The organism is Rhodococcus aetherivorans, assembly GCF_011058165.1.
GTDB classification, from domain to species: domain Bacteria; phylum Actinomycetota; class Actinomycetes; order Mycobacteriales; family Mycobacteriaceae; genus Rhodococcus; species Rhodococcus aetherivorans.
This window is the reverse complement of sequence record NZ_JAALEG010000065.1, coordinates 1-26,912: the sequence shown is the minus strand read 5'-3', so window position 1 is coordinate 26,912 and position 26,912 is coordinate 1. Positions and strand designations below refer to the sequence as shown.

Sequence of the window (26,912 nt, the reverse complement as noted above, 5' to 3'; positions counted from 1 at the left end):
CGCCCGTCAGGCCGGGGCGCCGATCGAGGCCCGCAGTCCGGCCTCGAGCTCGATCCGGTCCGCGAGGTGTTCGGCGTCGCGGGCGATTCCGGCGAACCGTCCCGATCCCCACGTGTGCAGCCAGGGCAGGCCAAGGAAGTACAGGCCGGGCACCGAGGTCACGCCCCGATTGTGGCACGGCAGACCGGCACCGTCGAAGACCCCGGCGTGCAGCCAGCGGTAGTTCGTCCGGAATCCGATCGACCAGATCACCGAGCCGATCCCGGCGGTGTCCAGGTCCAGGCCGGTGGGTTCCTCGGCGGGTCGCCACACCGGGACGTACCGCTCCTCCGGCGGGGCGTCGATGCCCTCCCGCGCGATGTGGTCGTCGATCATGTCCTTGATGCTCTCGGCCACGGCGTCGGCCGCGTCGAGCGACGCGCCGAGGGTGGGCGCCACACGCAGCACTCCGTCGTCCACACCGAGCAGCCTGCCGTAGAGGCGCATCCCCTCGAGGGCGAAGGACCGCAGGTCGATGTCGCGACCGCCGTCGCGGCCCGTGACGTAGTGATTGGTGTTCTCCCGTTTGGCGGTTCCGCCGGGGTGTTCGGCGATGGGCACGTCATAGGTGCCCATGTCGTGCAGCCAGGCCACGCAGTCCCGCCCGCGGTAGAACCGCGCCACCCGCGGTGCGCTCCCGGTCACCAGGTGGACCTGCCGGCCGGCGAGCATGAGGTCCTCGGCGATCTGCGCGCCGGACTGCCCGTTGCCGACCACCAGCACCGCACCGTCCGGCAGCGCGGACGCCGACCTGTACCGCGAGGAGTGCAGCTGGGTGAGGTGCGCGGGCAGCTTCTCCGCGTACCGCGGCACCACGGGCTCGTGGTAGCCGCCGGTGGCGACGACGACCTGCCGCGCCCGGATCGGGCCTGCGGTGGTCTGCACATCGAAGCCGCCGCCGGCCGCCTGCGTCACCGACGTGACCGCGACGCCCTCGCGCACCGGCGGGTGGAAGGTGCCGGCGTAGCCGCGGACGAACGCGTACGTCTCGTCGCGGGTCATGAACCCGTCCGGATCGTCGCCGCGGTAGCTGTAGCCGGGCAGGTTGCATTGCCAGTTGGGGGTGACGAGGGTGAAGTTGTCCCACCGGCTGTCGCGCCACTCGTGGGCGATGCCGTCCCGTTCGAGCACCACATGGTCGATGCCCCGCTGCACGAGGTGCCAGCTGACGGACAGACCGGCCTGGCCCCCGCCCACGACGACGACGTCACGGTTCTCGATCATCGGACTGTTCCTTCCGGTCGGTGGGCTGCGCCGGCGCCGCCCGGCGCGGCGTCGACGGTGGGCGGATCCAGGGCCAGCACCCGCACGACGGCATCGGGTTCGTAACGACCGGCCGCCGCCTCGATCTCCGCGAGTGTCGCGGCCGCGGAGGTGCAGTACATGCCGAACTTGACGCGCACGCGTTCGCTCGCCTCGGTGAGGGCCAGGCGAGTGCGGTCGACGAAGTCCCGGACGGCGTACTCCGCGCCCGCGGTCAGATGGTCGTGCATCACCAGGGACGGCGAGTAGTACTCGCCGGCGCGGCCGTCGGGCCACCGCACCGTGTAGGTCATTTCAGGCATGGGCCGGCACACCTGCGCCGCGGAGGGACGCCGGCCGCTGCTCGCGGCTCAGCTGCGTCCCGGTCACCAGGTTGGGGGCCACCACGTCGCCGTAGACCTCGGGCCGCCGGTCCCGCAGGTTGTACATGCCGCCGCCGCGGATCGCGTCGAGTTCGGCGCGCACGTCGAGCCGGGCGGACGCGAGGCCGGGGTCGGTGCCGGTGGTCGCCAGGATCTCCCCACCCGGCCCGACGATCTTGGCGCTGCACACGAACCGCAGCGACCCGAAGGTGCCGGCCTGGTTGGACGCCACCCACACCACCTGGTTCTCGGTGGCCCGGGCCCGGTCGTAGATGTCGAAGCGCTGCGTCCACCGATCGTCCGCGAGAGCCGCGGCCTGCGCGGTCCGGGCCGTCGGCCAGGCGGACAGCGACGTGACGATCTCCGCGCCGTCGAGGGCCAGGGCGCGGGCGGCCTCGGGGAACGCCTTGTCGTAGCAGATCTGCATGCCCATCCGGCCGATCGGCGTGTCGAACGCCGCGTAGCGGTCGCCGGCGTCGTAGCAGAGGTTCTCGCCCAGCGGCTGGTGCACCTTGCGGTAGGAGCCGAGGATGCCGTCGCCGTGCAGCGTCACGGCCGCGTTGTAGCGGGTCGGCCCGTCGGCCTCGCAGAAGCCCAGGGTCACCACGAGGTCGCCGGCGAGGTCCACGACCCGCCGCAGTTCCGGTCCGTCGAGTGCGAGCGCCGGCGGCAGCGCGCGCAGGCGCCGCTCCCGCGCCGCCTCGCTCTCGTCGCCACCGCCGAGGCTCGGCAGGTACCCGCCGAGGCACGCTTCGGGCAGCACCAGCAGGTCGCTGCCGCGGGCGCGGGCCTGGTCGATCAGTGCCGCGATCGTCGCGTAGGACTGCTCCATGTCGCGGCCGAATTCCGCCGCCGCGACCGAGATTCCGATCTCGCTCATGCTCTTCCCAATCCTGTGACGGTGCCGTGCACCGCGTTCGTGATCATGCCGTCGGGCCAGCGCAGGCCGACCCCCGGTCGTGTGGTCAGTTCCCCGCACACCGCGGACACGGCCGGTCCGCTCGGCGGCGTGGGGCGTCCGGGCCGGTCCGCGGTCACCATCGCGAAGCCCGGGAAGCACGCCATCCAGTCGCCCATCGTCGGGCCCGCCGGCCGGGGAATCCTCGCGACGTCGAGGACGGCGCCGACGCCGCTCGCTTCGGCCAGCATCCCGACGGTGCCGGCGAGTCCGGCCATGCTCACGTCCTTGGCCGCCGCCGGCCGCGCGCGGCGGACGAAGGACCCGAGCAGCGCGAGCTCCTCGGACGTGCACGTCGAGGTGGAATCCCATTGCTGTCCGGTGTATCCCGGTCGCCACCGGCCGCGCAGGTCCACGGTGAGGCGGAGGTCGTGGCCCGCGGAGCCACCGCCCGCCGGGATCGGCTCGGCCGCCGCGCCGAGCGCGGTGACCGACAGCGCGGCGGGGACGCCGAGCTGGGTGTGGCCACCGAGGATCGGCACGTTCCACATCCGGCCGGCGTGCGCCAGCCCGCGGAGCACGCGGGTGAGCACCGAGCGGTTGGGGGCGCCGACGGCGTCGAGCATCCCGACCGGCGTCGCACCCATCGCGGACAGGTCGTTGAGGTTGACCAGGGCCGCGCACCAGCCCGCCCACTCGGGATCGCGCTGGACCATCGCCGGCACGATCGCGTCGCACGCCGCGACGAGGTCGCTGCCGGGGACGGGCGCACCGTCGTCGCCACGAAACCCGTTGCCACCGAGCCCGTCCGGATCCCGGTCCAACGGCGCCAAGACCTGCGCCAGGACCGATTTCGTGGACCGGACGAGCCGTTCGATGCGGTCGAGCGGCCACTGCATCAGCACATGCGGGGCACCGGCGACGACGACGTCGTCCCGGCGGACCCAACCGAGTCGGGTGAACATCGGCTCGTTGGGTGCCTGCACGGTCGCGTCGAAGCGCAGCACGCCGTGGGACTCGGCGTACGCGCAGGCCGCGCGGACGAGGGCCCGGCCGATGCCGCCGCCGTGGCGGCTGCGGCTGTCGACGACCAGGCGGCTGCCGGTCCACCAGCCGAGGTCCACGCCGTCGGTGGCCGGGGCGAGCCGCACCCCGCCGAGGACGGCGCCGTCGGGTGCGGCAGCGACCAGGACGACGGTGCGGGGATCGTCGTCGAGGTCGTCCCGGTCGCTGCCCGCGAACAGTCCCTGCTCGAGCACGAACGTCTCGCGGCGCAGCCGGTGGTAGGCGGCCACGTCGCCGGCGTGGGCCGCCGCGCGCACGAGGAAGCCGGGCGGCGGCGCCGGTGCGGGACCGGCGAGCACCGCGGGGTCGAACAGTTCGGTGGTCCGGGAACCGGATTCGGATGTCATGTCAGCCTCCCGCGTTCTGCAGCACGCTGCACGCGCCGCACGCGGCGCATCCGGCCTTCTGGTCGGAGCCGGCCATGCCCGCCGCCCGCAGCTGCGCGGCGACGCGCCGGGTGACGTCCTCGAGCAGCGTCGCGTCGGGGGCCGCCGCCCCGTCGACGTCGACGGCGAGGGTGCCGGCGAGGGGCCGGAACGGCACCACAAACGGGTAGACCCCCATCGCGATGAGTTCGGCTGCTCCGGCGACGAGTTCGTCGGCGTCCTCGCCGAGTCCGACGAGCAGGTAGGTGGAGACCTGGTTGCGCCCGAAGACGCGCACGGCCTCGGCCCACGCCGCCCGGTACTCGGCGAGCGGAACCGCCGCCTTGCCCGGCATCCAGCGCCGGCGCACGCCGTCGTCGAGGGATTCGACGTGGATGCCGATCGAGTCGGCGCCCGCCCGGCGCAGGTCGGTGAGGGTGGCGAGATCGCCGGGCGGTTCGCACTGCACCTGGACGGCGAGGTGCGGCACGGCCGCCTTGACCGCGCGCACGCAGCGGGCCAGGTGGCGGGCGCCCCGGTCCGTCCCGGCGGAGGTGCCCGTGGTCATGATCATCTGGGTGACCCCGTCGAGGCGGACCGCGGCCGCGGCGACCTCGGCGAGCTGCTCGGGACGTTTGACCGCGACCGTCGAACCCGCCGCCAGCGACGCCTCGATCGAGCAGAAGCGGCAGCGCTGGTCGGGGTCGTACCGGATACAGGTCTGCACCACGGTGGTGGCCAGGACGTCGGCGCCGTGCAGGCGGGCGATCTTCTCGTAGGAGACGCCGTCCGCGGTCTGCAGGTCGTAGAACCTGGGCCGGCGCACCGGCTCGACGTCGAGGCCCATGTCCGTTCCGTCCAGCAGCAGCCGGGTGCCGTCCACCGTGTACGGGCTGTCGGACCGGATCGGGATCGCGCCGCCCACCCCGCCGATCAGGACGTGCCCGTCGTCGCTCGGGCCGGCGCCGGAACGCCTGTGCACCGGCGCCTCGAGGGACCGGATGCCGCGGACGGCCAGGTCGACCCGGGTCGAGAGACCGCTCATGGTGTCACCCTTCAGACCATGTAGGTGGAGTTGATGATGGCGCCCTTGCGGGCGTAGTGGATGATCGCGTCCTGCACGTCCAGGGGGTGGGCGGGAATGGCGCCCTCGATCAGGTCCTCCTCCCGGTGCCCGTGCAGCGCGAGGCCGAACCGGCACACGAAGACCTGGCCGCCCTCCGTGATGAAGGTGGTCAGCGCGTCGTTGATGTTCTGCTCACCCGGGAACCCGTTGTCACCTGTCGTCGGGAAGCCGCGTGTGGCAACGGCATTCATCGCTCCGGTGCCGTAGAAGTAGATGGCCGACTCGAAGCCCTTGCGCAGCGCGCGCGTGGCCTGCAGGACCGCGACGAAGCTCACCGACGACTCGTGGGCGATGCCGTGCACGAGGGTGAAGTAGCACTCGCCGTCCTCGGCCCGATAGTCGGGGAAGATCTTGGTCGAGCCGTAGAGGTTGGTGCCCTTGGGCAGTGCCGGATGAGGGATCTCGGCCAGGGACCTGGCGATGTTGTCGGCGATGGTCTGCTCGATGTCGGTCACTGAGTTCTCCTCGGAGATCGGTGGATTCGGCGGGCGCGCCGGTGATCTCGCCCGGCTGCGGCCTGCAATCAGTAGACGTGCAGTCGATTTCGCGTTGGTCACCCCTGGAACAACGCCGCATTTCGTGGAGCTCACATCGGCCGGAATCCCGTCATCGCCGCGTAACACCGCCGCCGGGAGGAGGCGCGGCAGCGGGTGTCAGGCGACCGCAGTGGGCAGGTCACCGGTTGGGTAGCATCGAGACCATGAGCACGGAGGCCCGCCCGCAGTCGGCCGGGGTCGAAGCCGGGTCGGCGAGGGCGACGGACGACCCGCTCGCCCTGGACCGTCAGGTCTGCTTCGCGCTCGCCGTCGCCAACCGGGCGGTGCTCTCGGTGTACCGGCCGGTGCTCGAGCCGCTCGGCCTGACCCACCCGCAGTACCTGGTGATGCTGGCCCTGTGGGGCGACGCCCCGATGTCGGTGAAGGAGATCGGCCGGGCCCTGCAGCTGGACTCCCCCACCCTGTCGCCGTTGCTCAAGCGGCTCGAGTCGACCGGGTTGATCACCCGCACCCGCAGCCCGCTGGACGAGCGGCAACTCGTCGTCGACCTGACCGACGAAGGCCGGGCCCTGCGGGCGCGGGCCGCGACGGTCCCGGAGACGGTCGTCCGCAAGCTCGGCGTGAGCCTGGCCGAGCTGGAGGAACTGCACGACGTGCTCACCCGCATCAACGCCGCGGCGCTGAAGGCCGGCGCGCTGGACCACGACTGAACCGCTCGCACCCCCCACCCCCGTGCGCGCGGCGGCGTCCACCATGCGGGAAACCCCAGAAGAACAATTACGGAACAGTAACGAACTCTCTCCATCGTCGCATCGACCGGATCCCGCGTGCGCTCTGTGGGTACGCAGGGACGGTTGTCCGAACGAAGGGAAGTGTCGTGAGCACCACCAACGCCGGCCGGAAGGGTGAGCCCCAGGAGGTCCCACCGGGGCATCTACGGCGCGCCATCAGCGCCTCTGCCATGGGGAACTTCACCGAGTGGTTCGACTACGGCGTGTACGCCTACACCGCCACCTACATCGCCGACGCGTTCTTCCCCGACGATCTCGAGTCGGCAACCCTGCTCACCCTCGGCGTCTTCGCCGTGTCCTTCCTCGTCCGTCCCCTCGGCGGGCTGGTGTGGGGCCCCCTCGGCGACCGCCTCGGCCGCCGGCAGGTGCTCGCGCTCACGATCATCCTGATGGGCACCGCGACCGTCCTGCTGGGCGCCGTCCCGTCATACGCGTCCATCGGGTTCTGGGCGCCGCTGCTGCTGGTTCTGCTGCGCATGATCCAGGGCTTCTCGACCGGCGGCGAGTACGGCGGCGCCGCGACGTTCATGGCCGAGTACTCCCCCGACCGCAAGCGCGGGTTCTTCGGCAGCTTCCTGGAGTTCGGCACCCTCGGCGGGTTCTCGTTCGGCGCGCTCATCGTGTTGTTCGTCGACCTGGTCTCCACCGACGCGTTCATGAGCACGTGGGGCTGGCGTCTGCCGTTCTTCGTCGCCGGACCGCTCGCCCTGGTGGGCCTGTACCTGCGGTCCAGGCTCGACGACACCCCGGTGTTCCGGGAACTCGAAGCCGAGGGCGCCGTCGAGCACGACACCGGCACGCAGTTCAAGGACCTGCTCGTGCGGTACCGGCGGCCCATCCTGACCCTGATGGGCTTGGTCGTCGCCCTCAACGTCTGCAACTACACCCTGCTGAGCTACATGCCCACCTACCTCGAGAACCGCATCGGACTGTCGAGCACCGCGTCGCTGTTCCTCGTCGTGATCGGCCAGCTCGCGATGATGGCCGTCATCCCGTTCGCGGGCGCCCTGTCCGACCGGATCGGCCGCAAGCCGATGTGGACGATCTCGATGGGCGGCCTGCTGCTCTTCGCGGTTCCCATGTACAAGCTCATGAGCATCAGCTTCGGGTGGGCGATCGTCGCGTTCACCGTCCTCGGTCTGCTGTACGTCCTGCAGCTGTCGACCATCTCGGCGACATTCCCGGCCATGTTCCCCACCCACGTGCGCTTCGCCGGCTTCGCGATCGCCTACAACGTCTCGACGTCGCTGTTCGGCGGGACCGCACCGGCGGTCAACGAGTGGCTGGTGGAACGGACCGGCAACGACCTGGTGCCCGCCTTCTACATGATGGGGGCATGCGTCGTCGGCCTCGTCGCGCTGTACTTCGTGGCAGAGACGGCCGGGGCTTCCCTGCGCGGGCGCGGCATCCCCGGCGTCGACACCGAACCCCACCCGACGGCGCTGTCGAAGGCCTGACATCCGCCGAACACCTTGTCCGGAGGGGTCTTTCGATCGATTCCCCCCGGGGCCGGGTACGCGACCGCCCCGGCTCAGGTCGACGTTACGGCGCGGGTCATCGCGGCACGTAAAGCGACGTCGCGCGGATCGTTTCGAGACTTGCCCATGCGGTTGCAGACGTAGCCGTAGCCGATCCCGGCATCCGGATCGGCGTAGCCGAAGGAGCCGCCGGCACCGGGCGCGCCGAACGACCGGGGCCCGCCGAAAGACCAGTCGGGACTCGGGCGCATGAAACCGAGGGAGAACCGGATGTCCCCGAGCATGCACGCGTCGTGGAATCCGTTCCGGGGCGGCACCGGCGGGGCCGTCAGTTCGTGCAGCGTGTCCGGGCGCATGCCGAGTTCCGCACCGCCGGCGGCCAGGACGCCGTAGGCGTGCGCCAGGGCGCGTGCCGTGCCCACGCCTCCGCCGGACGGTGCCTCCAGATCGCGTGCGTAGATCGTGTCCGCGTCCATTGCCACGAGCGTTCCCGGGTTGGCGACCAGCGAGCGGTAGAACACCGACCGCTTGTTCAGGAACGCCGGAAACAGCCGCGGCGACAGCTCAGCGAGGTTCAGGAAGGGGTTCCGCATCACCAGCGGGGCAAGTCGGGCGTCGGGAACGGAGGCCGGGAGACGGATGTAGAACTCCAGCCCCAGCGGGGTCGCGATCTCGTCCTGGAAGACCTGCCCCAGCGTGCGGTGCTGCGGGTCGACCCGGCGAACGAGTTCACCCTGATAGAAGCCGAGGCTGATCGCGTGGTAGGCCTGCCGCGCCCCCGGCTCCCACTCCGGTCTCTGGCGAGCCATGATCGCGGCCAGCCGGTCCGGATCGGCGATGACCCCGACATCCACCGGCTCGTCGAAACCGAACAGCCCGGCCTGGTGGGCCAGCAGTTGGCGGACGGTGATCCGTTCCTTGCCGTTCTGCGCGAACTCGGGCCAGTAGGTGCAGACGCGCTCGTCGAAATCGAGCCATCCACGGGAATGGGCCAGCGCGACGGTCATGGCGGCCATCCCCTTCGTGGCGGAGAACACCAGCGTCATGGTGTCCCGTTCCCAGGATTCGCCGGTCGCCTTGTCCCGTACCCCGCCCCACAGATCGACCACCTTCTCGCCGCGGTAGTAGACGCAGCAGGCAGCGCCCAACTCCCCACGGCGGGCGAAGTTCTCGGCGAACGCCTGCCGTACGGCCGCGAAGTCGCTGCGCGCGTATCCGTGAATCCCCGGATGTACGGACTTTCGAGCGGACACGGTCGTCTCCTCTCGCGCGGGCTCGGCACCCGGTTACCGACGGTCCGGCACGGGGCCGCTCACAGCTTGTAGCCGATCGTGCGCAGCAGGGCTTTACGGTCGGCGACGTCGGAACTCGACTCCACGCGGGCAGGCGGCCGCCCGTCGATCATCCCGGCGATCTCCCGACGACGTTCATGTCGTCCGGCTCGTCGACCGCCGCGATCTGCAACTCCACGACCGCCTCCTCGAACGCCTGCGACTCGCCGGGTCGCCGTCCACAGACAGTCTCCCGCGCCCGGGAGACGAGGGCAATGCAGTCGCCGGCCGGGGCAGGCGCCCATCGGGCACATGTCCGCCGCATCAGGGATGAGGGAGGATGGTGCGGTGACCGATTCCTCCCGTTCCCCGGTGAGCCGGCTCCGCAGGCGCGGACGTTCCGGCCGCGCTGTCGTCCTCGTCGGCTCGCTCGCCTCGGCCCTGACCGTTGGCATCCTGTGGCTGCGGTCGGGCCAGGGCGTCAGCGCGTCGGCGTGGCGTGACGACGAAGTGGGCCCGGACGATCTGGCCGGGTGAGTCCGGAGGATTCACCCGGCCTCAATCGGAACCCACACTCAGCGCCGCGCGGATCGTCTCGGCGGTCCCGTCGAGTACGGTGCGGTTCGGCGTGCGCGGCACCGCCCGCAGCCCGAACCCGTCGCCGCGACGCCGCGGAACGACGTGCAGGTGCACGTGGAACACCTCCTGGCCGGCGGCGACGCCGTCGGCCAGGAAGAGGTTGACCCCCTCGATCGGGAGCGAACTCGCGCGCAGTGCGGTGGCGATGCGCCGGCCCGCGTCGAACACCCGCGCGCCGTCCTGCGGATCGAGGTGCGCGAGACCGGACGCGTGACGCTTCGGGATCACCAGCAGGTGTCCCGGTGTGAACGGGCGAATGTCCATGAACGCCAACACGTCCGGTTCGTCCAGCACGATGCTCGCCGGCGCGGTGCCGGCGACGATCGCGCAGAACACGCAGTCGCTCACGCACTCTCCTGGACGGGTGCCGGCCGCCGGACGCCCTCGAGGAGCTGCAGCAGCTGCGCCTGCACCTCCGGCCGTTCGCGGACCGGGTCGTCGCTGTGGGCGAGGTAGAGCATGGCCTCCTCGACGGCCGCGACGATCATGTGCGCCAGCGCCGACGACTGCGGGGCCGGCTCACCGCTGCGCCGCGCGATGGCCCGCAGCGCGCGCTCGGTGATCATGATGGTGTTCTTGCGGTGCCCCTCCCGCACCTCCGCCCAGCCCAGCACCGCGGGAGCCTCGATGAGCAGCAATCGGCGGATCGCCGGGTCGTACACGACGTCGAGCGAGGCGAGCACCGCCGCGGTGAACGAGTCCCACGGATCGTTCCCCTCGATCGCCGCGAGCGTCTCCTCGGTCTCCACCTGCATCCGTTCCACGACGCCGCGGAACAGGTCCCGCTTGTTCGCGAAGTGGTGGTAGAGCGCCCCGCGGGTCACGCCCGCGACAGCGACGATCTCCTCGGTCGCCGCCGCGGCGTATCCGTCGCGGAGGAAGACCTCCGTCGCGGCGTCGAGCAGCGCGGCTCGTGTCCGCACCGCATCCCGAATTCGTACGGCATTACCCGGCTTCCCAGCCAACATCTTCTCCCCTGCACTTCGGCTACCCCCATCTGACAAATCCCCCGGCAGCCCGTTCCGGACGATCCCTACAGGATCGGCGCCGGCGTGTACTTCGCGGCGTCCGGGTACTGCTCGACGAGGTCCTGCACCGCCGCAACGACGGTGGCGACCTGCGCCTCCGCGGCCCCGACGAACGCCGACCGGTCGGCCAGCGCGGCGTCGAGAGCCGCTCGATCCAGTGGCAGCCGCTCGTCGGCGGCCAGCCGGTCCAGCAGGTCCGGCTCGCGGCCCTGCTCGCGCATCGCCAGCGCCACGGCGACCGCATGCTCCTTGATGACCTCGTGGGCCGTCTCGCGGCCCACGCCCGCGCGCACCGCCGCCATGAGCACCTTGGTGGTGGCCAGGAACGGCAGGTAGCGGTTGAGCTCCTTCTCGATCACCGCCGGGTACGCGCCGAACTCGGCGAGGACCGTCAGGAACGTCTCCATCAGGCCGTCGAGGGCGAAGAAGGCGTCGGGCAGTGCGACGCGCCGCACGACCGAGCAGAACACGTCGCCCTCGTTCCACTGCGCGCCGGCGAGCTCGGCGGCCATCGACGCATACCCGCGCAGCACCACCTGCAGGCCGTTGACACGCTCGCAGGAACGGGTGTTCATCTTGTGCGGCATCGCGGACGAGCCGACCTGGCCCGGCTGGAAGCCCTCGGTGACGAGCTCGTGCCCGGCCATCAGGCGGACGGTGTGCGCGAACGACGACGGCCCGGCCGCGACCTGCACGAGCGCGGAGAGCACGTCGTGGTCCAGCGAGCGCGGATAGACCTGACCGACGCTGGTGAGCACGTTCGCGAACCCGAGGTGCTCGGCGACCGTCGCCTCGAGACGCGCGAGCTTGCCGGCGTCGCCGCCGAGCAGGTCCAGCATGTCCTGCGCGGTGCCCATGGGGCCCTTGATGCCGCGCAGCGGGTACCGGGCGATCAGCTCGCGCAACCGGGTGAGCGCGATGAGCAGCTCGTCGGCGGCGGACGCGAACCGCTTGCCGAGGGTGGTGGCCTGCGCGGCGACGTTGTGCGACCGGCCCGCCATCACCAGCGCCGAGTACTCGGCGGCGCGGTCGGCCAGCCGCGCGGCGATCGCGACGCCGTGGGCGTGCACGTGCTCGAGGGAGCGCAGGATCTGCAGCTGTTCGACGTTCTCGGTGAGGTCGCGGCTGGTCATGCCCTTGTGCACGTGCTCGTGGCCGGCGAGGGCGTTGAACTCCTCGATGCGGGCCTTCACGTCGTGGCGGGTGACGCGCTCGCGGGCCGCGATCGACTCGAGGTCGACCTGCTCGAGCACCCGCTCGTAGTCGGCCAGGGCCTCCTGCGGGACGTCGATCCCGAGTTCCGCCTGCGCCCGGAGGACCGCCAGCCACAGCTGGCGCTCGAGCACGATCTTGTGCTCCGGCGACCACAGCGCTGTCAGGTCCGGGCTGGCATAACGGGTGGCAAGAACGTTCGGGATGCGACTCACAGGACATCAGTTTACGGCGCCCCGTCACGCCTCCTGTTCGGCAGGCGGTGCCACCCGCTCCACGACGTCGGGCAGGATGCCCCGCGCGAGGGCCCGCGGATCGGGCTCGAGATCGCCGAGCGCGCCGAGCACGGCCCCGTCGACGACCGCGACGAGCCGCCGCAACTGCGGCTCGTGCACCGAGCGCCCGCACCGCTGCAGCAGGTCCGTGAGCAGCTGATCGATCTGCACGCGCAACTCATGCTGGACGTCGCGCAGTTCGGGGTGCCGGGCGGTGGCGACGCACCGTTCGTAGCGGGCGATGAGGCGCTCGCGTTCGATCTCGCCGACCCCGCCGGGGCCGACGAGCAGGTCGACGATCAGGTCCGCGGTGGACTCGGGGCTGCGGTCGCTCGGCGGGACGCACTGCACCCGCGAGCGCATCGCGTCGAGCTCGCGCCGCCCGTTGTGCTGCACCGCGCTCGCGATCAGGTCGTCGAGGGAATGGAAGTAGTAGGTGGTCGAGGCGAGCGGAAGTCCGGCGCGGTGCGCGACGGCGCGGTGCCGGACGGCATCGATCCCGCCCTCGAGGATCAGGTCGGCCGCCGCCTCGACGAGCGCCTGGCGGCGCCGTTCGCCCTTCGGGGTGGCTGCGATCGACACCTTTGTCATGGTGCCAGTCCCGGTGGTCACGCCTGAGGGAAACGGCCCGAATACTCGCAGGTAGGACCTATCTGTCGGGTTTCGTCACGGTGTGGGCAACCAGGCGCGCAGCCGTTCCAGCGCCGCCCGCACGTCCGCGGTGGAACCGGCGAAGGACAGCCGGACGGTCCGGTCGCCGTGCACGGTGTCGAAGTCGACGCCGGGCGCGAGCGCCACTCCGGTCTCCTGCAGCAGCCGGGCGCACCAGCGGGTGGAGTTCTCGCCGGCCGGGAGCAGGTGACCGATGTCGGCGTAGACGTAGAAGGCGCCGTCGGCGGGCGCAAGCTCGGTGATCCCCAGCTCCGGCAGGCCCCGGAGCAGCAGCTCGCGGTTGGCCGCGTACCGCGCGACGTGGCCGTCGAGTTCGGCCCGGGCCTCCGCGCCGAACGCGTCGACGGCCGCGTACTGGGAGATCGTCGGCGGGCACACCGTCATGTTGGAGGCCAGCCGCTGCAGCGGCGGGCGCAGTCCCTCCGGCACGAGCATCCAGCCGAGCCGCCATCCCGTCATCGAGAAGTACTTGGACACGGAGCCGATCACCACGGCTTCGCGGGAGGTCTCCCACGCGCAGCTCGTCGCGGGCGCACCGTGCGTTCCGAACTCGATGCCGTGGTAGATCTCGTCGGAGATGAGCAGCGCGCCGTGGTCGTCGCACCAGCGGGCCAGCGCGGCCAGCTCGGCCGGTTCGATCATGGTGCCGGTCGGGTTGGCGGGGCTGGCGACGACGAGTCCGGCGATCGGACCGTCGAGGGCCTCGAGCATCTCGACGGTCGGCTGGTAGCGGGTGTGCGGCCCGCAGTCCAGCTCGACGACCGTGCAGCCGAGCGCGGCGAGGGTGTTGCGGTAGGCGGGGTAGCCGGGCCGGGCGACGACGACCGTGTCGCCGACGTCGAAGGCGGCCAGGAACAGCAGGGTGAACGCCCCGGAGGATCCGGTGGTGACGACCACGTCGTCGGCGTCGGCGTCGATGCCGTAGCGGTCGCGGTGGTAGCCCGCGATCGCCGCGCGCAGCGGCAGGATCCCGAACGTCTCGGTGTAGCCGAGCAGCTCGTCGTCGAGCGCGCGGTGGGTGGCGCGCAGCACCGGGGCGGGTGCCGGCGTGGACGGCTGACCCGCCGCCAGGCTCAGCACGTCGCCGTGGGTGCGCTGCCGCTCGGTGGCGGCCTTCCACACGTCCATGACGTGGAAGGTCTGGATCCGGGATCGCTGCGATTCGCTCCGCACGTCACCAGACGGTAGTCGCGGGCCCGGGCGCGACCGGCGGCCGGGGACGGTCAGACGGTGATCCGGCCCTCGACGGCGGCGAGGCCGATGTCCTTGCGGAAGTGCCCCCCCGGCAGCTTGATGCCGGCGAGCGTGGCGTAGGCCTCGTCGCGGGCGGCGGTCAGGTCGGCGCCGGTGCCGACGATGCTGAGCACGCGACCGCCGGCGGAGACCAGCGATCCGTCGGCGAGCCTGGTGCCGGCGTGGAGGACCCCGTCGGCGTCGGCCCCGGTGATGACGTCGCCCGTGCGCGGGCTGGCCGGGTAGTACTCGGCGGCCAGCACCACGGTGACGGCGGCGCCGTCGCGCCAGCGCAGCGGCGGCAGCTCGGCCAGGGTGCCGGTCGCGACCGCGTTCAGCGCCTCCCCGAGCGGCGACTCGAGCAGGGCGAGCACGGCTTGGGTTTCGGGATCGCCGAAGCGGCAGTTGAATTCGACGACGGCCGGGCCGTCCTTGCCGATGGCCAGGCCCGCGTAGAGCAGGCCCGAGAAGCCGCATCCGCGGCGGACCATCTCGGCGGCGACGGGCCGGACGACGTCCTCGACGATCGTGTCGACCATGCCTTCGGGCAGCCACGGCAGCGGCGTGTAGGCGCCCATGCCGCCGGTGTTGGGGCCGGTATCGCCGTCGCCGACACGCTTGTGGTCCTGCGCGGGCAGCAGCGGCACCACGGTCTCGCCGTCGACGAGGCAGAACAGCGAGACCTCGGGGCCGTCGAGGAACGATTCGAGCAGCACCGGGTGCCCGTTCTCGAGGATCTCCGCCGCGTGGTCGCGGGCGGCGGCCCGGTCGGTGGTGACGACGACGCCCTTGCCGGCGGCGAGCCCGTCGTCCTTGACCACCCAGGTGGGTCCGAAGCGGTCGAGCTTCTCGTCGAGCTCGGCCGGATTGTCGACGACCTCGCTGTGCGCGGTGCGGACCCCGGCGGTCTGCATGACGTCCTTGGCGAAGGCCTTCGAGCCCTCGATGCGGGCGGCCGCGGCGGACGGGCCGAAGCAGGCGATGCCCGCGGCGCGGACGGCGTCGGCGACACCGAGGACGAGCGGAACCTCCGGGCCGATGACCACGAGGTCGACGTTCTGTTCCTTCGCGAGCGCGACGACCTCCTCGGCGGAGGCGGCGTCGACCGGGAACTGCTCGGCGATCCGGCCGATGCCGGCGTTGCCGGGGGCTGCCAGCACGGCCGTCACGCCGGGATCGCGGGTCAGGGCCAGGACGAGGGCATGTTCACGGGCACCGGAGCCGATAACGAGTACGCGCACGCAGCACAGGTTACGGGACCGGTCCGGGGCCTCGGACCGACGCATCCGCGCGGCTCCAGCGGGCCGCTCCCGCGCCTCGGTCGTTCCCCTCACACCGGGCACCACACGAGGTCGGCGCGGTCGCGGGTCTGCGCGACGGTGCGCGCGTTGGGCAGATCCACCGTGCGGACCCACTCGGCGGCCTGCTCGGCGGTGGATCCGGTGGCCCGATGGCGCCGGATGAGCCGGGCGGCGAGCTCGTCGCCCGGTGCGTCGAGGTAGACGACGAGGTCGAGCAGCGGGCGGATCCGCTCCCACCCGCCGTCGCCGAGGAGCAGGTAGTTGCCCTCGGTGACGACGACGCGGGTCTCGGGGGTGATCTCGTGGAACGCGGCGATCGGTTCGTGGAGGCGGCGCGAGTACTCGGGGGCGTGGACGGTCTCCGTGCGGTCGTCGCGGATGCGGCGCAGCAGCGCCGCGAACCCGGCGACGTCGAACGTCTCCGGCGCACCCTTACGGGATCGGGTGCCGCGGGCGTCGAGCCGGTGGTTCGACAGGTGGAAGCCGTCCATCGGCGCGGCCGCGGCGGGTATGCCCGCGTCGCGGAGGAGGCCGACGAGCAGGTCGGCGGCGGTGCTCTTGCCGGCGCCGGGTGGCCCGCAGAGCCCGACCACGCGCCGCTCCCCCGCCGCGACGATGCGCAGGTGCCGGTCGATCAGGTCGGCGACGAGCGCGCGCAGCGGGCCCGTCCGGGGCGGCTGCGGCGACGACATGCGACGAGGATACGAGAGGCGGCGCGCGCGGCGGTCCGCCTATTCTCCCCGGTATGGCTTCCGTGTTCAGCATGATCATCGCCGGCGACCTGCCGGGCCGGTTCGTGTGGCAGGACGACGACGTCGTCGTCTTCCTGACCATCAACCCCGTGAACCAGGGCCACGTGCTCGTGGTGCCGCGTCAGGAGGTGGACCACTGGCAGAGCGTCGACGCCGACGTGTGGGGCAAGGTCGGCGACGTCGCCCGCATCATGGGCCGGGCGGTGTGCTCGGCGTTCGACGCGCCGCGCGCGGGCCTGCTCGTCGCGGGCCTCGAGGTGCCGCACCTGCACCTGCACGTCTTCCCGGCGTACGACCTCGGCGACTTCGACATCAGCAAGGCCGAGAAGGACCCGTCGCCGGAGTCGCTCGACGAGGCGCAGGCGAAGCTGAAGGCCGCGCTACGAGAACTCGGGTACGCGGACAACGTCCCCGACTGACGCGCCGGGACCCGTCGGCACCGGCGCCGACGGGTCGTCGAGGAACGCGGTGAAGTGCGCCCACGACGTGCCGCGGGCGGTGAGGCCGGCGAGCAGCCCGAGGTGACTGCCGGGCACGACCTCGAACCGCACGTGGGGCGAGCCGGGCAGCACCCGGCGGATCGCCTCGACCGCCGGGACGGGCGCGAGCACGTCGTCGCTGCCGCCGAGTGCGAGCACGGGCACGGAGACGTCGGCGAGGTCGATCGTCCGGTCGTCGAAGCGGACCCGGCCCGTCGCGAGATCGTTCGCGACCGTGATGCGCATCGCCATCTGATGGAACAGCCTGCCGGGGTAGCCGGGCATGTCGGCCTGGAACCGGTCGATCGCCTCCATCCGGGCCAGGGTGTCGGCGTCGGCGAGGTTGCAGGCGACGAACCACGGCCGGGTCAGTTCGCGTTCGAGGGCGGTGGCCCGGTAGCCGATCTGCACCAGCGGGGCGGGCACGCCGCCGAGCAGGTGGGTCACGGCGGTGAGGGCGGGCTCGCCCAGGGCGCGTCCGAGGTGGCGGGCCGGCCCCAGGAAGGGGATGCGCGCGTAGTCGATCGGCGTGCCGAACGCGGTGATCGAGCGGATCGGCAGCCCGGGGTGGGCGGCCGCGGTGAGCAGGCACAGGGTCCCACCGAGGCTCCAGGCGCCCAGGTCGACGTCGCGGCCGCCGCACAGTTCGGAGACCCGCGCGATCGCCTCGGGCACGATGTCGTCGACCCAGTGCTCGAAGCCGAGATGCCGGTCGGAACGGTCCATGGTGCCGAAGTCGAGGACGTGGACGCTGCGGCCGGCGTCGACGAGGTGCTGCACGAGGCTCTGCCCGGGCCGCAGGTCGTAGCAGCGTGCGGGCGCGGCGAGCGGGGGCACGAGCAGGACGGGGGCACCCGCGTCGGGCTCGCCGTAGCGGCGCAGGGTACGGTGCGGTCCGTCGGCGACGACGGCCGACGCGGTGGCGTGCGGCGGTTCGATTCCGTCGCCGACGAACAGCGCCCAGGCGTTGCGCAGGGCGCGCTGCGCCGTCCCCGACAGTCCCACGACGTCTCCTTACTCGAAAGTCAGTTACGTCACCGTAGCCGAGGGCCGGATCGTCACTCCACCGGCATCCGCGGGATGAGCACCCGGAACGTGGAACCGGCGCCCACGGCCGACTCCACCTCCACGCGGCCGCCGTGGGCCGCCACCAGCGCCGCGACGATCGACAGTCCGAGACCGCTGCCGCCCGACGATCGGGTGCGCGACGTGTCGGCGCGATAGAACCGCTCGAAGACCCGGGCACGGTCGGCCTCGCTCAGGCCGGGGCCGGTGTCGAGAACCTCGAGCACCGCATCGGATCCGATCGTGCCCACCCGTACGGTGATGCGGGCGTCGGCCGGGGTATGGGTGAGGGCGTTGGTGACGAGATTGCCGAGGACCTGCCGCAGCCGCGCGTCGTCGCCGAGCACCTCCGGGGTACCGGGACCGTCGAACACCTCGAGCCCGACGGCGCGATCGGGCGCGACGGCCCGCGCATCGTGCACCGCGTCGGCGGCCAGGGCCAGCAGGTCCACCGGCTTCCGCTCGAGCGGCCGCTGCGCGTCGAGGCGGGCCAGCATGAGCAGATCCTCGACGAGGATCCCCATGCGCCGGGACTCGCTCTCGATGCGGTCCATCAGCATCGCGGTGTCGCTGCTCGCGCCCTGACGGTAGAGCTCGGCGAATCCTCGGATCGTGGTGAGCGGGGTGCGCAGCTCGTGGCTGGCGTCGGCGACGAACCGTCGCATCCTCTCCTCGGATCTGCGCGCGGATTCCTCCGACGACGCCGTCGCCGCGAACGCCGCCTGGATCTGGCTGAGCATGACGTTCAGCGCCACCGACAGCCGGCCGACCTCGGTGCGCGGATCCCGTTCGGGAACCCGCCGGTGCAGATCCCCGCCCGCGATCGCCACGGCGGTGCGCTCGACCTCCACCAGGGGCCGCAGGCTGCGCCGCACCACGAAGTAGCCGGCCACCCCGAGAACGAGCAGCACCGCGGCGCCGATGCCGACCTGCAGCACGACGAGCCGATCCACGGTCTCCTCGATCGAGGTCAGCGTGACCCCGACGGTGGTCACGATGCCCGCGGTGCTGCGGGTCGACACCACCCGCCAGCGCACGTCGGAACCGTCGACGGAACCCACGGTCACCGGCTCCCCCGCCGGCTCGCCGGGCAGCGCCGGCGACGTGGACTCGTCGTTGACGACGAACCGCTCGACCCCGTCGGGGTCGACGACCCGCACATAGAACGGGCTCGGCGGGCGATTCGAACTCGGGGCGTCCGGCGGCGGCAGCTCGCGGCCGGCACCGGGGGGCTTGGCCCACGTCTGCGCCGCGGTGTGCAGATCCTGATCGGTGCGGGCGAGGAGCGAACCCTGCAACGCGGACGTCACCGCCACCCCGGACGCCAGCAGCCCCAGCCCCGACAACGACACCAGCGCCGCGACCAGCGCCAACCGCAGCGGCAGCGCCCGCATGCGGCTCACTCGCGGGGTTCCCGCATGACGTACCCGACCCCGCGCAGGGTGTGGATCAGCGGCTTGTCCCCGGTGTCGACCTTGCGGCGGAGGTAGGAGACGTACGACTCCACGACGCCGACCTCCCCGCCGAAGTCGTAGCTCCACACGTGGTCGAGGATCCGCGGCTTGCTGAGCACCGTGCCCGCGTTGACCATGAAGTGCCGCAGCAGGGTGAACTCGGTGGGTGAGAGCGACACCGGCCTGCCGGCCTTCCACACCTCGTGGGTGTCGTCGTCGAGTTCGATGTCGGCGAAGGTGATGCGGGACGAGCGTTCGTCCTCGGACACCTTGCCGGCCCGCCGCAGGATCACCCGCAGCCGGGCGATGACCTCCTCGAGGCTGAACGGCTTGGTGACGTAGTCGTCCGCACCCAGGGTCAGGCCGGACACCTTGTCCTCCACGGCGTCCTTCGCCGTCAGGAACAACACCGGCGCGTCCGAACCGTCGGCCCGGAGCCGGCGCAGCATCCCGAACCCGTCCATCCCGGGCATCATGACGTCGAGGATCACCGCGTCCGGCCGGAAGGCCCGGGCCCGGTCGAGTCCCTCGGCGCCGTTTCCCGCCGTCTCGACCTCGAAACCCTGGAACTTCAGGCTCACCGAGAGCAGTTCGACGATGCTCGGCTCGTCGTCGACGATCAGGATCCGCGCTTCGGGGGTCTTGTCGGTCACGGCGTCGATTCTCCCGGAGGGCTCTGGCATGCCGCTGCGAGAATCCTGGGAACTTCCTGTATGCCGGCCCTGCCGAATTCGGGCCGTCGGAGTACGGCGATCGGGGATCATGGACGTGTCCGCACCGGGAGGAGCCGCCGTGTCGCCGAAGTGGGTGCGCCGCGGGGCGGCGTCGGCCGCAGCCGTCGCCGTGTCCCTGATCGCGGTCTGCCCGCCCGCGGCCGCGGAGGAGGTCGAGGTCTCGTTCGGCATCGCGTGCCGGGTGCGGTCGGTGATCGACGTCGACGAGCTGCTCGGGTCGTCGGCCACGGTGGACGCGCCCGCCCGGGTTCGTCCCGGCGAGCGGTTCACCTACCGCATCCAGACGGCGCCCGTCGCGTACCCCGACTCGAGCCGCGGCGCCACCACCCGCAGCGTCTCCCGCCTGAAGAACGACTTCGCCATTCCCGCCAACGCGACGTTCGTCGACGCCGCTGTCGTACCCGGCACCGCCTTCAACCTGGACAACGTGCCGCCCGGTGTGCTGCGGGTGAACGAGGACGGCGTCCCCGACCCGGCGGGCGCGATCCTGCGCCTGTCCGGAAACAACGAGGTCATCGGCAACAGCCCCATGTCCGGTGCCGACAGCGAGGCCGGGATCCGGGCGCCGAAGACGCAGCTGCAGCTCGACGGCTCCCCCAGCCCCGTCGGCGACAGCTGGTTCCGGCTGCCGGCGGTGGAGGTGACCATGATCGCGGGCGACGCGGGCGTGATCACGCCGATGCTCCGCACGGCCGGTGCCGCGGGCCTGGTCGACGACGACGCCAACTACAACACCTCGCTCACCCAGGCCACGTTCCTCGGCACCAACCAGTGGGGACCGACCCGCTGCTCGCCGCGGGACACCATGACCGGTCCGCTCAACGCCGGCGCCGGCCCGCTGGCGACCATCACCATCTCCGATACCGCCGAGGTGCCCGCCACGGTCACCGTCGACGCCCCGGACGTGGTCGACGACGGGACGGTCGTCACGCTCACGGCGACTGTGTCACCGGACGTCGACGGCGGCACGATCCTGTTCCGGGACGGCGGCACCGACCTGGGTCCACCGGTGGCGGTCGTCGACGGCCGCGCCACCACCGAGCACCGCGTCTCCGGCGCCGGGAGCCACACGATCACGGCGGTCTACTCGGGCGCGCCCGGCGCGGCGGGCGCGACATCCGAACCCGTCGCCGTGACGGTTCCCGGATCCGACAGCACACCTGGCTGGTGGGTCGCAGCCGGGATCGGGGTGATCGCCGGCGCGCTGGCCGTCGCCCTCGTCGCCCGGCGCAGGCGGCGCTGATCCGGCGTAACACGCCCCGCACGTCCACCACCTTGTCGGCGCGTGATGCTATTACGGGACGAAGACAGCCACCGCGAAGGAGGTCCCGCCCATGACGTGCCGGGCGTGCCGATCCGATCTCGACCACTGTCACGGCACCCTCGTCGTGCACGCGACGGTGCCCGTGGAATGCACCGAACCCGACTGCTTCGACACCTCCCGCGTGCGGCACATGCTGGTGGTCGACTGCTCCGACCTCGCCCACGGCTGCGGATGCACCGAGACGTACGTACGGGTCGGAACGCTCCGCGTCTCCTGACGACCTTCGGTAACGGCTCGTCCCGCCGAGCCGGACTGTTGTGCCGGTTACAGTGACAGGCATGAGTCTGGCGTCCGCGCTCGCGTTTCCCGTCCGCCTCGGATTCGCCGCAGCGGACTCGGCCCTGGGCGTGGCGGAGGGCGCGATCGCCACCGTCCGCCTGGCGATTTCCCCCCGGACGTACGCGGGGTTGAGCGCGGTCGGCGTGGCGAATCCGCGGGGACCGCTGGGCTTGCTGCAACAGGTCTCCGTGCTCGCCGCCGACGACCGTCCTCTCGGCCAGGCGCTGCGCCCCGACGGACCGCTGGACCGCCTCCTCGCCCCCGGCGGGCCGGTGGACCGGCTCACCGCACCCGGCGGCCCCCTCGACCGCCTCCTCGAGCCCGGCGGCGCCCTCGACCGCGTCACCGCCCCCGGCGGTCCGCTCGAGAAGATCCTCGCCGAGGACGGGGCGCTGGACCGCCTGCTGTCGAACGGCGGCCTCCTCGACCGTCTCACCGCACCCAGCGGCCCGCTCGAGCGCCTGCTCGCCGAGAGCGGGCCCGTCGAACGCCTCACCGCCCCCGGCGGCATCGTCGACATCGCCCTCCAGCCCGGCGGCCTGCTCGAGCGGGCCCTCGAGCGGGGTGGAGTGCTGGACACCCTCCTCGCCGAACAGGGCGCCCTCGAGCGCCTCCTCGCCAAGGGCGGTCCGCTCGATCAGATCGTGTCGCTGTCCGAGACGCTGGCGCAGCTCACCCCCAGCATCCTGCGGATGAGCACCAGCATCGACGTGCTGCAGGAGACCGTCGAACTGCTCCGCGGGGCGGTGGGCCCACTGGGCGACCTCGCGGGCAAGCTGCCCGGTCGGTGGCTGCGCAGCAACTCGGGCGGCACGGGCAACAGCGGCAGGCACGAACTGCAGCCACCGGACTGAGCCGGTCACTCCTGCAGGTCCGTGACGGCCCGGAAGGAACCGTCCATATGGAACGGGGTGGACTCGTGCTCGTGCGCGATCCGCCACGACCCCTCGACGCGGCGTAGACCGAACGTGACACGGAACCACATGTCGAATCGCGGTCCACCGAGCTGTGTCGCTCCCAGCCGCGACAGCGCGTGGCAGAACGCGACGTCGCCGGCCGCCTCGACGCGCAGATCCCGCACTTCGCAGTCGAGAGGGCCGTCGAACCCCGCGAACCACGACGCCCAGGCCTGCGGGTCGGGAGCGGACTTGCGCAGCGGCGGCGCCAGATCGAACACCGTCGCACCGGGGATATAGCACGCGGCGAGCCGATCGACATCCTTGGCGTTGCGGGCCGCGGTGTGTTCCTCGATCAGCGCGCGGATCTGTTCGTCGGCCGGGGCCTCGTCCACCTCGAGGACGGCGAGGATGTTGCCCGCCGGGTCCCGGAACCAGGCGATCGGCGGGCCCACCCGACGGAAGATGCCCTTGCCGTCGACACCCTCGTAGCGCTCGAACCGGATTCCGCGCGCGGCGAGTTCGTCCACCGCCTTCTCGATGTCGCGAACCGGGAAGTTGAGGATCGTGTAGGTGGCCGGGGTGTGGTCCTCCTTCGGATAGATCAACGTGTCGCGGCCGCCGTCGAGGTGCAGGTGGAGCATTCCGTGCTCCTCGGACACGGAGACGCCGAGGACGTCGCCGTAGAACTTCGCGGCCGCGGCAACGTCGTCGACGGCGAAGCCGGAAAAAGCTGGGGAACGGTCGAACATGGTGCTCACTCCTCCGCTGCGAACGATGCTGCACCTGTTCCGACCGCCGAGCGACGGCAAACTCATCGGCCAGCCGGGGACCTTCTTCCCTGACGCGGATCCGGACGCCGGGGCTAGCGTGGAAGACGGTCCTGCCCGAGGGAGGTCGCCATGACACCCACCACGACCCGTCCGCGCTCCCCGGTCGCCGCCCGGCGATTCGGGTATCTCGTCGCGGTGCTCCTCAATGCGGCGGTGCTGTACGCCGCCAACGTGTGGCCGGGCTGGGAAGCCGTACCATTCCTCACCGACGGCACCCGGTCGGTCATCGGCTTCGTCAATGCCTCGATCCTGGCGAGCCTGGTCGCCAATCTCCTGTACTTCGTGTGGGATCCCGTCTGGTTCAAGGCGCTGGGAGACGTGGTCACCACCGCGGTCGCGCTGCTGGCGCTGCTGCGGATCTGGCAGGTGTTCCCGTTCGACTTCGGCGACGCCTCGTTCGACTGGCCGCTCGTGGTGCGCATTGCGCTGGGACTGGGAATCGTGGGCAGCATCATCGGAATCGTCGCCGCGTTCGTCACCTTCGTCCGCAACGTGGCGGGCCACCCGTCCACCCGCGAGATCCGGCACCACTGAACGGCGCCCCGAACCGGCGATTTCCCCGCAATCCGGAGGTCAGCATGGAAGAGCGTTACGACTACGACGTGATCGTCATCGGGGCCGGACCCGGTGGGCTCACGGCCGCGGCATATCTGGCGGCCGCCGGGCGCCGGGTACTGGTGGCCGACGCCCGCAACCAGCCGGGTGGGCACATGTCCGCCTTCACCCACGACGGATACGAGTTCGACATCGGGCTGCATTACACCTCCGAGGCGCCGGTGCGACACGCACTCGGACCGTTGGGTGTGGACGTGACGTTCCGGGAGTTCGATCCCGCAGGAATGTTCCGGCTGCTGAACGGCGACCGCGAACTGGCGGTCCCGAAGGGCATGGATGCCTTCAAAGCCACTCTGTACGAGGCATTTCCGGCAGAGCGTCACACGATCGACGAATTCCTCACCACCGTCGAGCTGCTCACCGAGGAGCTGGGACGGATCGCGGAGCGGCCGCACCTGCGTGAGCTGCCACAGCTGCCGTGGCGGCTACGCGGCCTGCTGCGCTACGGACGCGCGACCGCCGGTGGCTACCTGCGCCATCTGCACGCCTCCCCGCAACTCACCACCGCACTTCTCGGCTGGACGACCGGCAGTCTGGCCGTGGCGCCGTCGCGGCTGTCGCTGCCGGTGGCGGCCCGGATGATCCACACCTATCTCGAGGGCCTGTCGTACCCGCAAGGCGGATCGCGGGTCGTCTCGGAGGGCCTGGCAGAGGTGGTGCGCGGCCATGGTGGCGACGTACTGCTCGGCACGGAGGTGAGCCGGATTCTCGTCGACGACGGCAGAGTTCGCGGCGTACGAACACAGGACGCATCGCTCGACACCGTTCCGGGGGCCGGACGCGAGATTCTCGCCCCCGCGGTCGTGTCGGCGGTCGATATTCAGCAGACGTATCTGTCGCTTCTGCCGCCGGATCGTGTGCCTTCCCGGCTCCTCCGGCGGGTACGCAGCTACGAACTGGCCCTGCCGCTCGCCGTCGTCTATCTGATTCTCGACCGGGACCTCGCCGCCGAGGGCTATCCGAACGCGACCCGTCTCGTCACCGACACGGACGACTTCGATGCGGAGTACGCCGCGCTCCGTGCGGGTGAGCTTCCCTCGTCCACGTCCGCCGGCCTGTGGATCGCGAGCCTCGCCGACCCGGAGAACCCCCGGCTGTGCGCGCCCGGGCAGACCAACGTTCAGCTGATCGGCCCGGCCCCGGCACAGCACACCTGGTGGGGAATAACACCGGGAAGCGGTTCGACAGCGCGCTACGACGCGAGACGACGCGAGCTTCGCGACCGGCTCGTGAGGTCGGCCGAACGCACGGTTCCCGGCCTGGCCGACGCCATCGTCCACGAGGAGACGGGGACTCCCGTCACCGACGAACGCTTCATGCGCTGCACCGGCGGCGTGTCGTACGGCCCGGCGTTCACCCCGAGCCAGACGTTCACCCGCCTCGGCGCGACGGGACCGGTCGAGGGCCTGTTCCACGCCGGTGCGGGGGTGCGCCCGTCGCACGGGCTGGTCGGCACCCTGTTCGGTGGGGTGGCCGCCGCAGCGGCAGTCGCGGGAGTATCCGTCGACGACCTGCGGGACGCCGCAGCAGCCGGATGCGGCGCGGCCGCGGCCGGCACCCCCACCTGACCGGTCACGGGACGGCGGCGTCCCGCCGCGCCACACGACTCGGACCGCATGACGACGGCCGTCCGGCGAGGCTTGCCTGGTACCACCCCCGGCACCGCACTAGCGTTGGAACCATGCCCGTTCCCGAACTGCTCGCCGGCCGCTACGAGTTGCGCGGCCTGCTCGGCTGCGGCGGCATGGGCGAGATCCACGACGGCTGGGACACGCGGCTGGGGCGGCCCGTCGCGGTGAAGGTGCTGCGCGGCGAGTTCGGCCGCCAGCCCGACGTACGCCGGCGCTTCGAAGCCGAGGCGCGAGCCGCGGCGAACCTCACCGATCCGCACATCGTCGCGGTGCACGACAGCGGTGAGGACGCCGGAGTTCCGTACATCGTGATGGAACGCCTGCCCGGCCGCACCCTCGCCGACGAGATCGCCCTCGGCCCGATGCCGGAGGACCGGGTGCGCGCGATACTGATCGCCGTGGTGGCTGCGGTCGCCGCGGCGCACGACGCCGGGATTCTCCACCGCGACATCAAGCCCGGCAACATCCTCTTCACCGAGACCGGAACGGTGAAGGTGACCGACTTCGGTATCGCCAAGAGCGCCGGCGAGGACTACACCCGTACCGGTGAACTCGTCGGCACCGTCGCCTACCTGAGCCCCGATCGGCTCTCCGGCACACCGGCGAGCGTGACGGACGATCTGTATGCCGCCGGGGCCGTGGGGTACGAGGCGCTGACCGGGCGGAAACCCTACGACTACGACAACCTGCTGGCCCTGGCGCGGGCGATCACGCAGGGGCCGCCGCCGCTGGCCACCGCGCGACCGGACGTCGACCCCGCACTCGTGGCCGTGATCGAGCGTGCGATGGCACGCGAACCGGAGCACCGCTTCGGGAGCGCCCGGGACATGCTCGCTGCACTGCGGGAACCGCACCTGGCCACACTGCGGGAACCGCACCTGGCCGCACTGCGGGAACCGCACCGCGCCGATCCGGTGACCGAGGTGATCCACGCGCCGACCCGGGGGTTCACCGTTGCCGGGCCGCCCGTGCCGGCGCCCGTCCCGACGCTGTCGACGTTCGACGCGGCGCCCGACTCCGGTCGCCGCCGGATCCTGCTCGCAATCGGCCTCACCGCCGCGGCGGTGGTCGCCCTCCTCCTGCTGGCCTGGGGTCAGGGCGGCGACACACCGCCGGTCGCCACGCCGGGGACGAGCAGCGTTCCCGCCACCGCCCCGACACCGGTCGGCAGCGTGGGTTCGCCCACCCCCTCGGCCGTGGACACCGGGCCCGTCTTCACCACCCTTCCCGTACCGGCCCCGGCGCCGGCACCGGCGCAACCGCCGGCGGAGGAGAAGCCTCCCAAGCCCGAAAAGCCCAGCAACGACAACGGAAACGGCGGCGGAAACAACAGCA

29 protein-coding genes are annotated in these 26,912 nt (G+C 71.8%); 10 read left to right on the top strand and 19 right to left on the bottom strand.

Going from position 1 to position 26,912, the window contains the following annotated elements:
* Positions 1–6: 6 nt before the first annotated feature.
* Genes G6039_RS21825 through G6039_RS21800 form a run of 6 tightly spaced genes read right to left on the bottom strand, consistent with a single transcriptional unit; the run spans position 7 to position 5,573 of the window.
* The gene (locus tag G6039_RS21825) at positions 7–1,263 is read right to left on the bottom strand and encodes an MSMEG_0569 family flavin-dependent oxidoreductase (protein ID WP_029541279.1); all 1,257 of its coding nucleotides are present in this window, start codon (positions 1,261–1,263) and stop codon (positions 7–9) included.
* Entirely contained in the window at positions 1,260–1,604 is a 345-nt protein-coding gene (locus G6039_RS21820; protein WP_029541275.1) for an MSMEG_0570 family nitrogen starvation response protein, read from the bottom strand. Before G6039_RS21820 ends, G6039_RS21825 begins: the two co-directional genes overlap by 4 nt.
* Positions 1,597–2,544: a carbon-nitrogen hydrolase family protein gene (locus G6039_RS21815; RefSeq protein ID WP_006931873.1), complete on the bottom strand. Its 948-nt coding sequence runs from the start codon at positions 2,542–2,544 to the stop codon at positions 1,597–1,599. Before G6039_RS21815 ends, G6039_RS21820 begins: the two co-directional genes overlap by 8 nt.
* The gene (locus G6039_RS21810; protein ID WP_029541271.1) at positions 2,541–3,974 is read right to left on the bottom strand and encodes an MSMEG_0567/sll0787 family protein; all 1,434 of its coding nucleotides are present in this window, start codon (positions 3,972–3,974) and stop codon (positions 2,541–2,543) included. Before G6039_RS21810 ends, G6039_RS21815 begins: the two co-directional genes overlap by 4 nt.
* A 1-nt stretch (position 3,975) precedes the next feature.
* On the bottom strand, positions 3,976–5,037 hold the full coding sequence (locus G6039_RS21805; protein WP_006931871.1) for an MSMEG_0568 family radical SAM protein: 1,062 nt from the start codon (positions 5,035–5,037) through the stop codon (positions 3,976–3,978).
* A gap of 11 nt (positions 5,038–5,048) precedes the next feature.
* The gene (locus G6039_RS21800; RefSeq protein WP_043801505.1) at positions 5,049–5,573 is read right to left on the bottom strand and encodes an MSMEG_0572/Sll0783 family nitrogen starvation response protein; all 525 of its coding nucleotides are present in this window, start codon (positions 5,571–5,573) and stop codon (positions 5,049–5,051) included.
* 245 nt (positions 5,574–5,818) lie between these two features.
* On the opposite strand from G6039_RS21800, the gene G6039_RS21795 reads away from it, so the two are divergent.
* Positions 5,819–6,325, top strand: a complete 507-nt coding sequence (locus G6039_RS21795; protein WP_029541264.1) for a MarR family winged helix-turn-helix transcriptional regulator — start codon at positions 5,819–5,821, stop codon at positions 6,323–6,325.
* A gap of 251 nt (positions 6,326–6,576) precedes the next feature.
* On the top strand, positions 6,577–7,863 hold the full coding sequence (locus G6039_RS21790) for an MFS transporter (protein ID WP_206531233.1): 1,287 nt from the start codon (positions 6,577–6,579) through the stop codon (positions 7,861–7,863).
* 74 nt (positions 7,864–7,937) lie between these two features.
* On the opposite strand, the gene G6039_RS21785 is transcribed toward G6039_RS21790, so the two are convergent.
* The gene (locus G6039_RS21785) at positions 7,938–9,137 is read right to left on the bottom strand and encodes an EstA family serine hydrolase (RefSeq protein ID WP_043801502.1); all 1,200 of its coding nucleotides are present in this window, start codon (positions 9,135–9,137) and stop codon (positions 7,938–7,940) included.
* A 59-nt stretch (positions 9,138–9,196) separates the two neighbouring features.
* The gene (locus tag G6039_RS31475) at positions 9,197–9,460 is read right to left on the bottom strand and encodes an adenosine-specific kinase (protein ID WP_080688605.1); all 264 of its coding nucleotides are present in this window, start codon (positions 9,458–9,460) and stop codon (positions 9,197–9,199) included.
* Positions 9,461–9,503: 43 nt separating this feature from the next.
* Here G6039_RS31475 and G6039_RS21775 point away from each other — a divergent pair, with 43 nt between their 5' ends.
* Entirely contained in the window at positions 9,504–9,692 is a 189-nt protein-coding gene (locus G6039_RS21775; protein WP_029541253.1) for a hypothetical protein, read from the top strand.
* Between the two features lie 21 nt (positions 9,693–9,713).
* On the opposite strand, the gene G6039_RS21770 is transcribed toward G6039_RS21775, so the two are convergent.
* The 7 genes from G6039_RS21770 to G6039_RS21740 all read right to left on the bottom strand — a co-directional run bounded on the left by G6039_RS21770 (position 9,714) and on the right by G6039_RS21740 (position 16,207).
* A complete protein-coding gene (locus tag G6039_RS21770) occupies positions 9,714–10,142 on the bottom strand; it encodes an HIT family protein (protein ID WP_006931860.1) in 429 nt (142 codons plus the stop codon).
* Positions 10,139–10,717 carry a TetR/AcrR family transcriptional regulator gene (locus G6039_RS21765; protein ID WP_006931853.1) on the bottom strand — a complete coding sequence of 193 codons (579 nt, stop codon included), beginning with the start codon at positions 10,715–10,717 and terminating at the stop codon, positions 10,139–10,141. Before G6039_RS21765 ends, G6039_RS21770 begins: the two co-directional genes overlap by 4 nt.
* A 110-nt stretch (positions 10,718–10,827) precedes the next feature.
* Positions 10,828–12,249, bottom strand: a complete 1,422-nt coding sequence (gene purB / locus G6039_RS21760) for an adenylosuccinate lyase (RefSeq protein ID WP_043801500.1) — start codon at positions 12,247–12,249, stop codon at positions 10,828–10,830.
* 24 nt (positions 12,250–12,273) lie between these two features.
* Entirely contained in the window at positions 12,274–12,891 is a 618-nt protein-coding gene (locus tag G6039_RS21755; RefSeq protein ID WP_029541237.1) for a TetR/AcrR family transcriptional regulator, read from the bottom strand.
* 84 nt (positions 12,892–12,975) lie between these two features.
* The gene (locus G6039_RS21750) at positions 12,976–14,154 is read right to left on the bottom strand and encodes a pyridoxal phosphate-dependent aminotransferase (RefSeq protein ID WP_029541234.1); all 1,179 of its coding nucleotides are present in this window, start codon (positions 14,152–14,154) and stop codon (positions 12,976–12,978) included.
* A 50-nt stretch (positions 14,155–14,204) separates the two neighbouring features.
* On the bottom strand, positions 14,205–15,455 hold the full coding sequence (gene purD / locus G6039_RS21745) for a phosphoribosylamine--glycine ligase (RefSeq protein WP_029541231.1): 1,251 nt from the start codon (positions 15,453–15,455) through the stop codon (positions 14,205–14,207).
* An 89-nt stretch (positions 15,456–15,544) separates the two neighbouring features.
* Positions 15,545–16,207, bottom strand: a complete 663-nt coding sequence (locus G6039_RS21740) for a nucleoside/nucleotide kinase family protein (RefSeq protein WP_043801498.1) — start codon at positions 16,205–16,207, stop codon at positions 15,545–15,547.
* Between the two features lie 53 nt (positions 16,208–16,260).
* Between G6039_RS21740 and G6039_RS21735 the strand changes: the two genes are divergently transcribed.
* Positions 16,261–16,686: an HIT family protein gene (locus G6039_RS21735; protein WP_029541228.1), complete on the top strand. Its 426-nt coding sequence runs from the start codon at positions 16,261–16,263 to the stop codon at positions 16,684–16,686.
* Here G6039_RS21735 and G6039_RS21730 read toward each other — a convergent pair.
* The 3 genes from G6039_RS21730 to G6039_RS21720 are packed head-to-tail and all read right to left on the bottom strand — an operon-like array spanning position 16,648 to position 19,948.
* Positions 16,648–17,751: an alpha/beta fold hydrolase gene (locus tag G6039_RS21730; protein ID WP_043801495.1), complete on the bottom strand. Its 1,104-nt coding sequence runs from the start codon at positions 17,749–17,751 to the stop codon at positions 16,648–16,650. The genes G6039_RS21735 and G6039_RS21730 overlap by 39 nt on opposite strands.
* Before the next feature lie 53 nt (positions 17,752–17,804).
* A complete protein-coding gene (locus G6039_RS21725; RefSeq protein WP_043801492.1) occupies positions 17,805–19,214 on the bottom strand; it encodes a sensor histidine kinase in 1,410 nt (469 codons plus the stop codon).
* Positions 19,211–19,948, bottom strand: coding sequence for a response regulator transcription factor (locus G6039_RS21720; protein ID WP_170300357.1), 738 nt, complete (start codon positions 19,946–19,948; stop codon positions 19,211–19,213). The genes G6039_RS21725 and G6039_RS21720 overlap by 4 nt, the downstream gene beginning before the upstream one ends.
* Positions 19,949–20,057: 109 nt before the next feature.
* On the opposite strand from G6039_RS21720, the gene G6039_RS21715 reads away from it, so the two are divergent.
* The 3 genes from G6039_RS21715 (at position 20,058) to G6039_RS21705 (ending at position 22,456) form a co-directional block, all read left to right on the top strand.
* Positions 20,058–21,242 (top strand): Ig-like domain-containing protein, encoded by a 1,185-nt coding sequence (locus G6039_RS21715; protein ID WP_043801620.1) that lies wholly within the window; start codon positions 20,058–20,060, stop codon positions 21,240–21,242.
* Positions 21,243–21,333: 91 nt separating this feature from the next.
* Positions 21,334–21,540 carry a hypothetical protein gene (locus G6039_RS21710; protein ID WP_006942989.1) on the top strand — a complete coding sequence of 69 codons (207 nt, stop codon included), beginning with the start codon at positions 21,334–21,336 and terminating at the stop codon, positions 21,538–21,540.
* 61 nt (positions 21,541–21,601) lie between these two features.
* Positions 21,602–22,456 carry a hypothetical protein gene (locus G6039_RS21705; RefSeq protein ID WP_029541220.1) on the top strand — a complete coding sequence of 285 codons (855 nt, stop codon included), beginning with the start codon at positions 21,602–21,604 and terminating at the stop codon, positions 22,454–22,456.
* 5 nt (positions 22,457–22,461) lie between these two features.
* Here G6039_RS21705 and G6039_RS21700 read toward each other — a convergent pair whose 3' ends face one another.
* Positions 22,462–23,250 (bottom strand): nuclear transport factor 2 family protein, encoded by a 789-nt coding sequence (locus G6039_RS21700; RefSeq protein WP_043801617.1) that lies wholly within the window; start codon positions 23,248–23,250, stop codon positions 22,462–22,464.
* 150 nt (positions 23,251–23,400) lie between these two features.
* On the opposite strand from G6039_RS21700, the gene G6039_RS21695 reads away from it, so the two are divergent.
* The 3 genes from G6039_RS21695 to G6039_RS21685 all read left to right on the top strand — a co-directional run.
* A complete protein-coding gene (locus G6039_RS21695; RefSeq protein WP_029541215.1) occupies positions 23,401–23,865 on the top strand; it encodes a hypothetical protein in 465 nt (154 codons plus the stop codon).
* Between the two features lie 44 nt (positions 23,866–23,909).
* Positions 23,910–25,514, top strand: a complete 1,605-nt coding sequence (locus tag G6039_RS21690; protein WP_006942985.1) for a phytoene desaturase family protein — start codon at positions 23,910–23,912, stop codon at positions 25,512–25,514.
* Between the two features lie 113 nt (positions 25,515–25,627).
* On the top strand, positions 25,628–26,912 hold a 1,285-nt coding region (locus tag G6039_RS21685), incomplete at its 3' end, for a serine/threonine-protein kinase (protein WP_241258861.1).

Coding starts and splice junctions, on each gene's coding strand:
- G6039_RS21825 (WP_029541279.1), bottom strand. CDS start 1,263: ATGATCGAGAACCGTGACGTCGTCGTCGTGGGCGGGGGCCAGGCCGGT.
- G6039_RS21820 (WP_029541275.1), bottom strand. CDS start 1,604: ATGCCTGAAATGACCTACACGGTGCGGTGGCCCGACGGCCGCGCCGGC.
- G6039_RS21815 (WP_006931873.1), bottom strand. CDS start 2,544: ATGAGCGAGATCGGAATCTCGGTCGCGGCGGCGGAATTCGGCCGCGAC.
- G6039_RS21810 (WP_029541271.1), bottom strand. CDS start 3,974: ATGACATCCGAATCCGGTTCCCGGACCACCGAACTGTTCGACCCCGCG.
- G6039_RS21805 (WP_006931871.1), bottom strand. CDS start 5,037: ATGAGCGGTCTCTCGACCCGGGTCGACCTGGCCGTCCGCGGCATCCGG.
- G6039_RS21795 (WP_029541264.1), top strand. CDS start 5,819: ATGAGCACGGAGGCCCGCCCGCAGTCGGCCGGGGTCGAAGCCGGGTCG.
- G6039_RS21790 (WP_206531233.1), top strand. CDS start 6,577: ATGGGGAACTTCACCGAGTGGTTCGACTACGGCGTGTACGCCTACACC.
- G6039_RS31475 (WP_080688605.1), bottom strand. CDS start 9,460: ATGGGCGCCTGCCCCGGCCGGCGACTGCATTGCCCTCGTCTCCCGGGC.
- G6039_RS21740 (WP_043801498.1), bottom strand. CDS start 16,207: ATGTCGTCGCCGCAGCCGCCCCGGACGGGCCCGCTGCGCGCGCTCGTC.
- G6039_RS21735 (WP_029541228.1), top strand. CDS start 16,261: ATGGCTTCCGTGTTCAGCATGATCATCGCCGGCGACCTGCCGGGCCGG.
- G6039_RS21720 (WP_170300357.1), bottom strand. CDS start 19,948: ATGCCAGAGCCCTCCGGGAGAATCGACGCCGTGACCGACAAGACCCCC.
- G6039_RS21710 (WP_006942989.1), top strand. CDS start 21,334: ATGACGTGCCGGGCGTGCCGATCCGATCTCGACCACTGTCACGGCACC.
- G6039_RS21705 (WP_029541220.1), top strand. CDS start 21,602: ATGAGTCTGGCGTCCGCGCTCGCGTTTCCCGTCCGCCTCGGATTCGCC.
- G6039_RS21700 (WP_043801617.1), bottom strand. CDS start 23,250: ATGTTCGACCGTTCCCCAGCTTTTTCCGGCTTCGCCGTCGACGACGTT.
- G6039_RS21695 (WP_029541215.1), top strand. CDS start 23,401: ATGACACCCACCACGACCCGTCCGCGCTCCCCGGTCGCCGCCCGGCGA.
- G6039_RS21690 (WP_006942985.1), top strand. CDS start 23,910: ATGGAAGAGCGTTACGACTACGACGTGATCGTCATCGGGGCCGGACCC.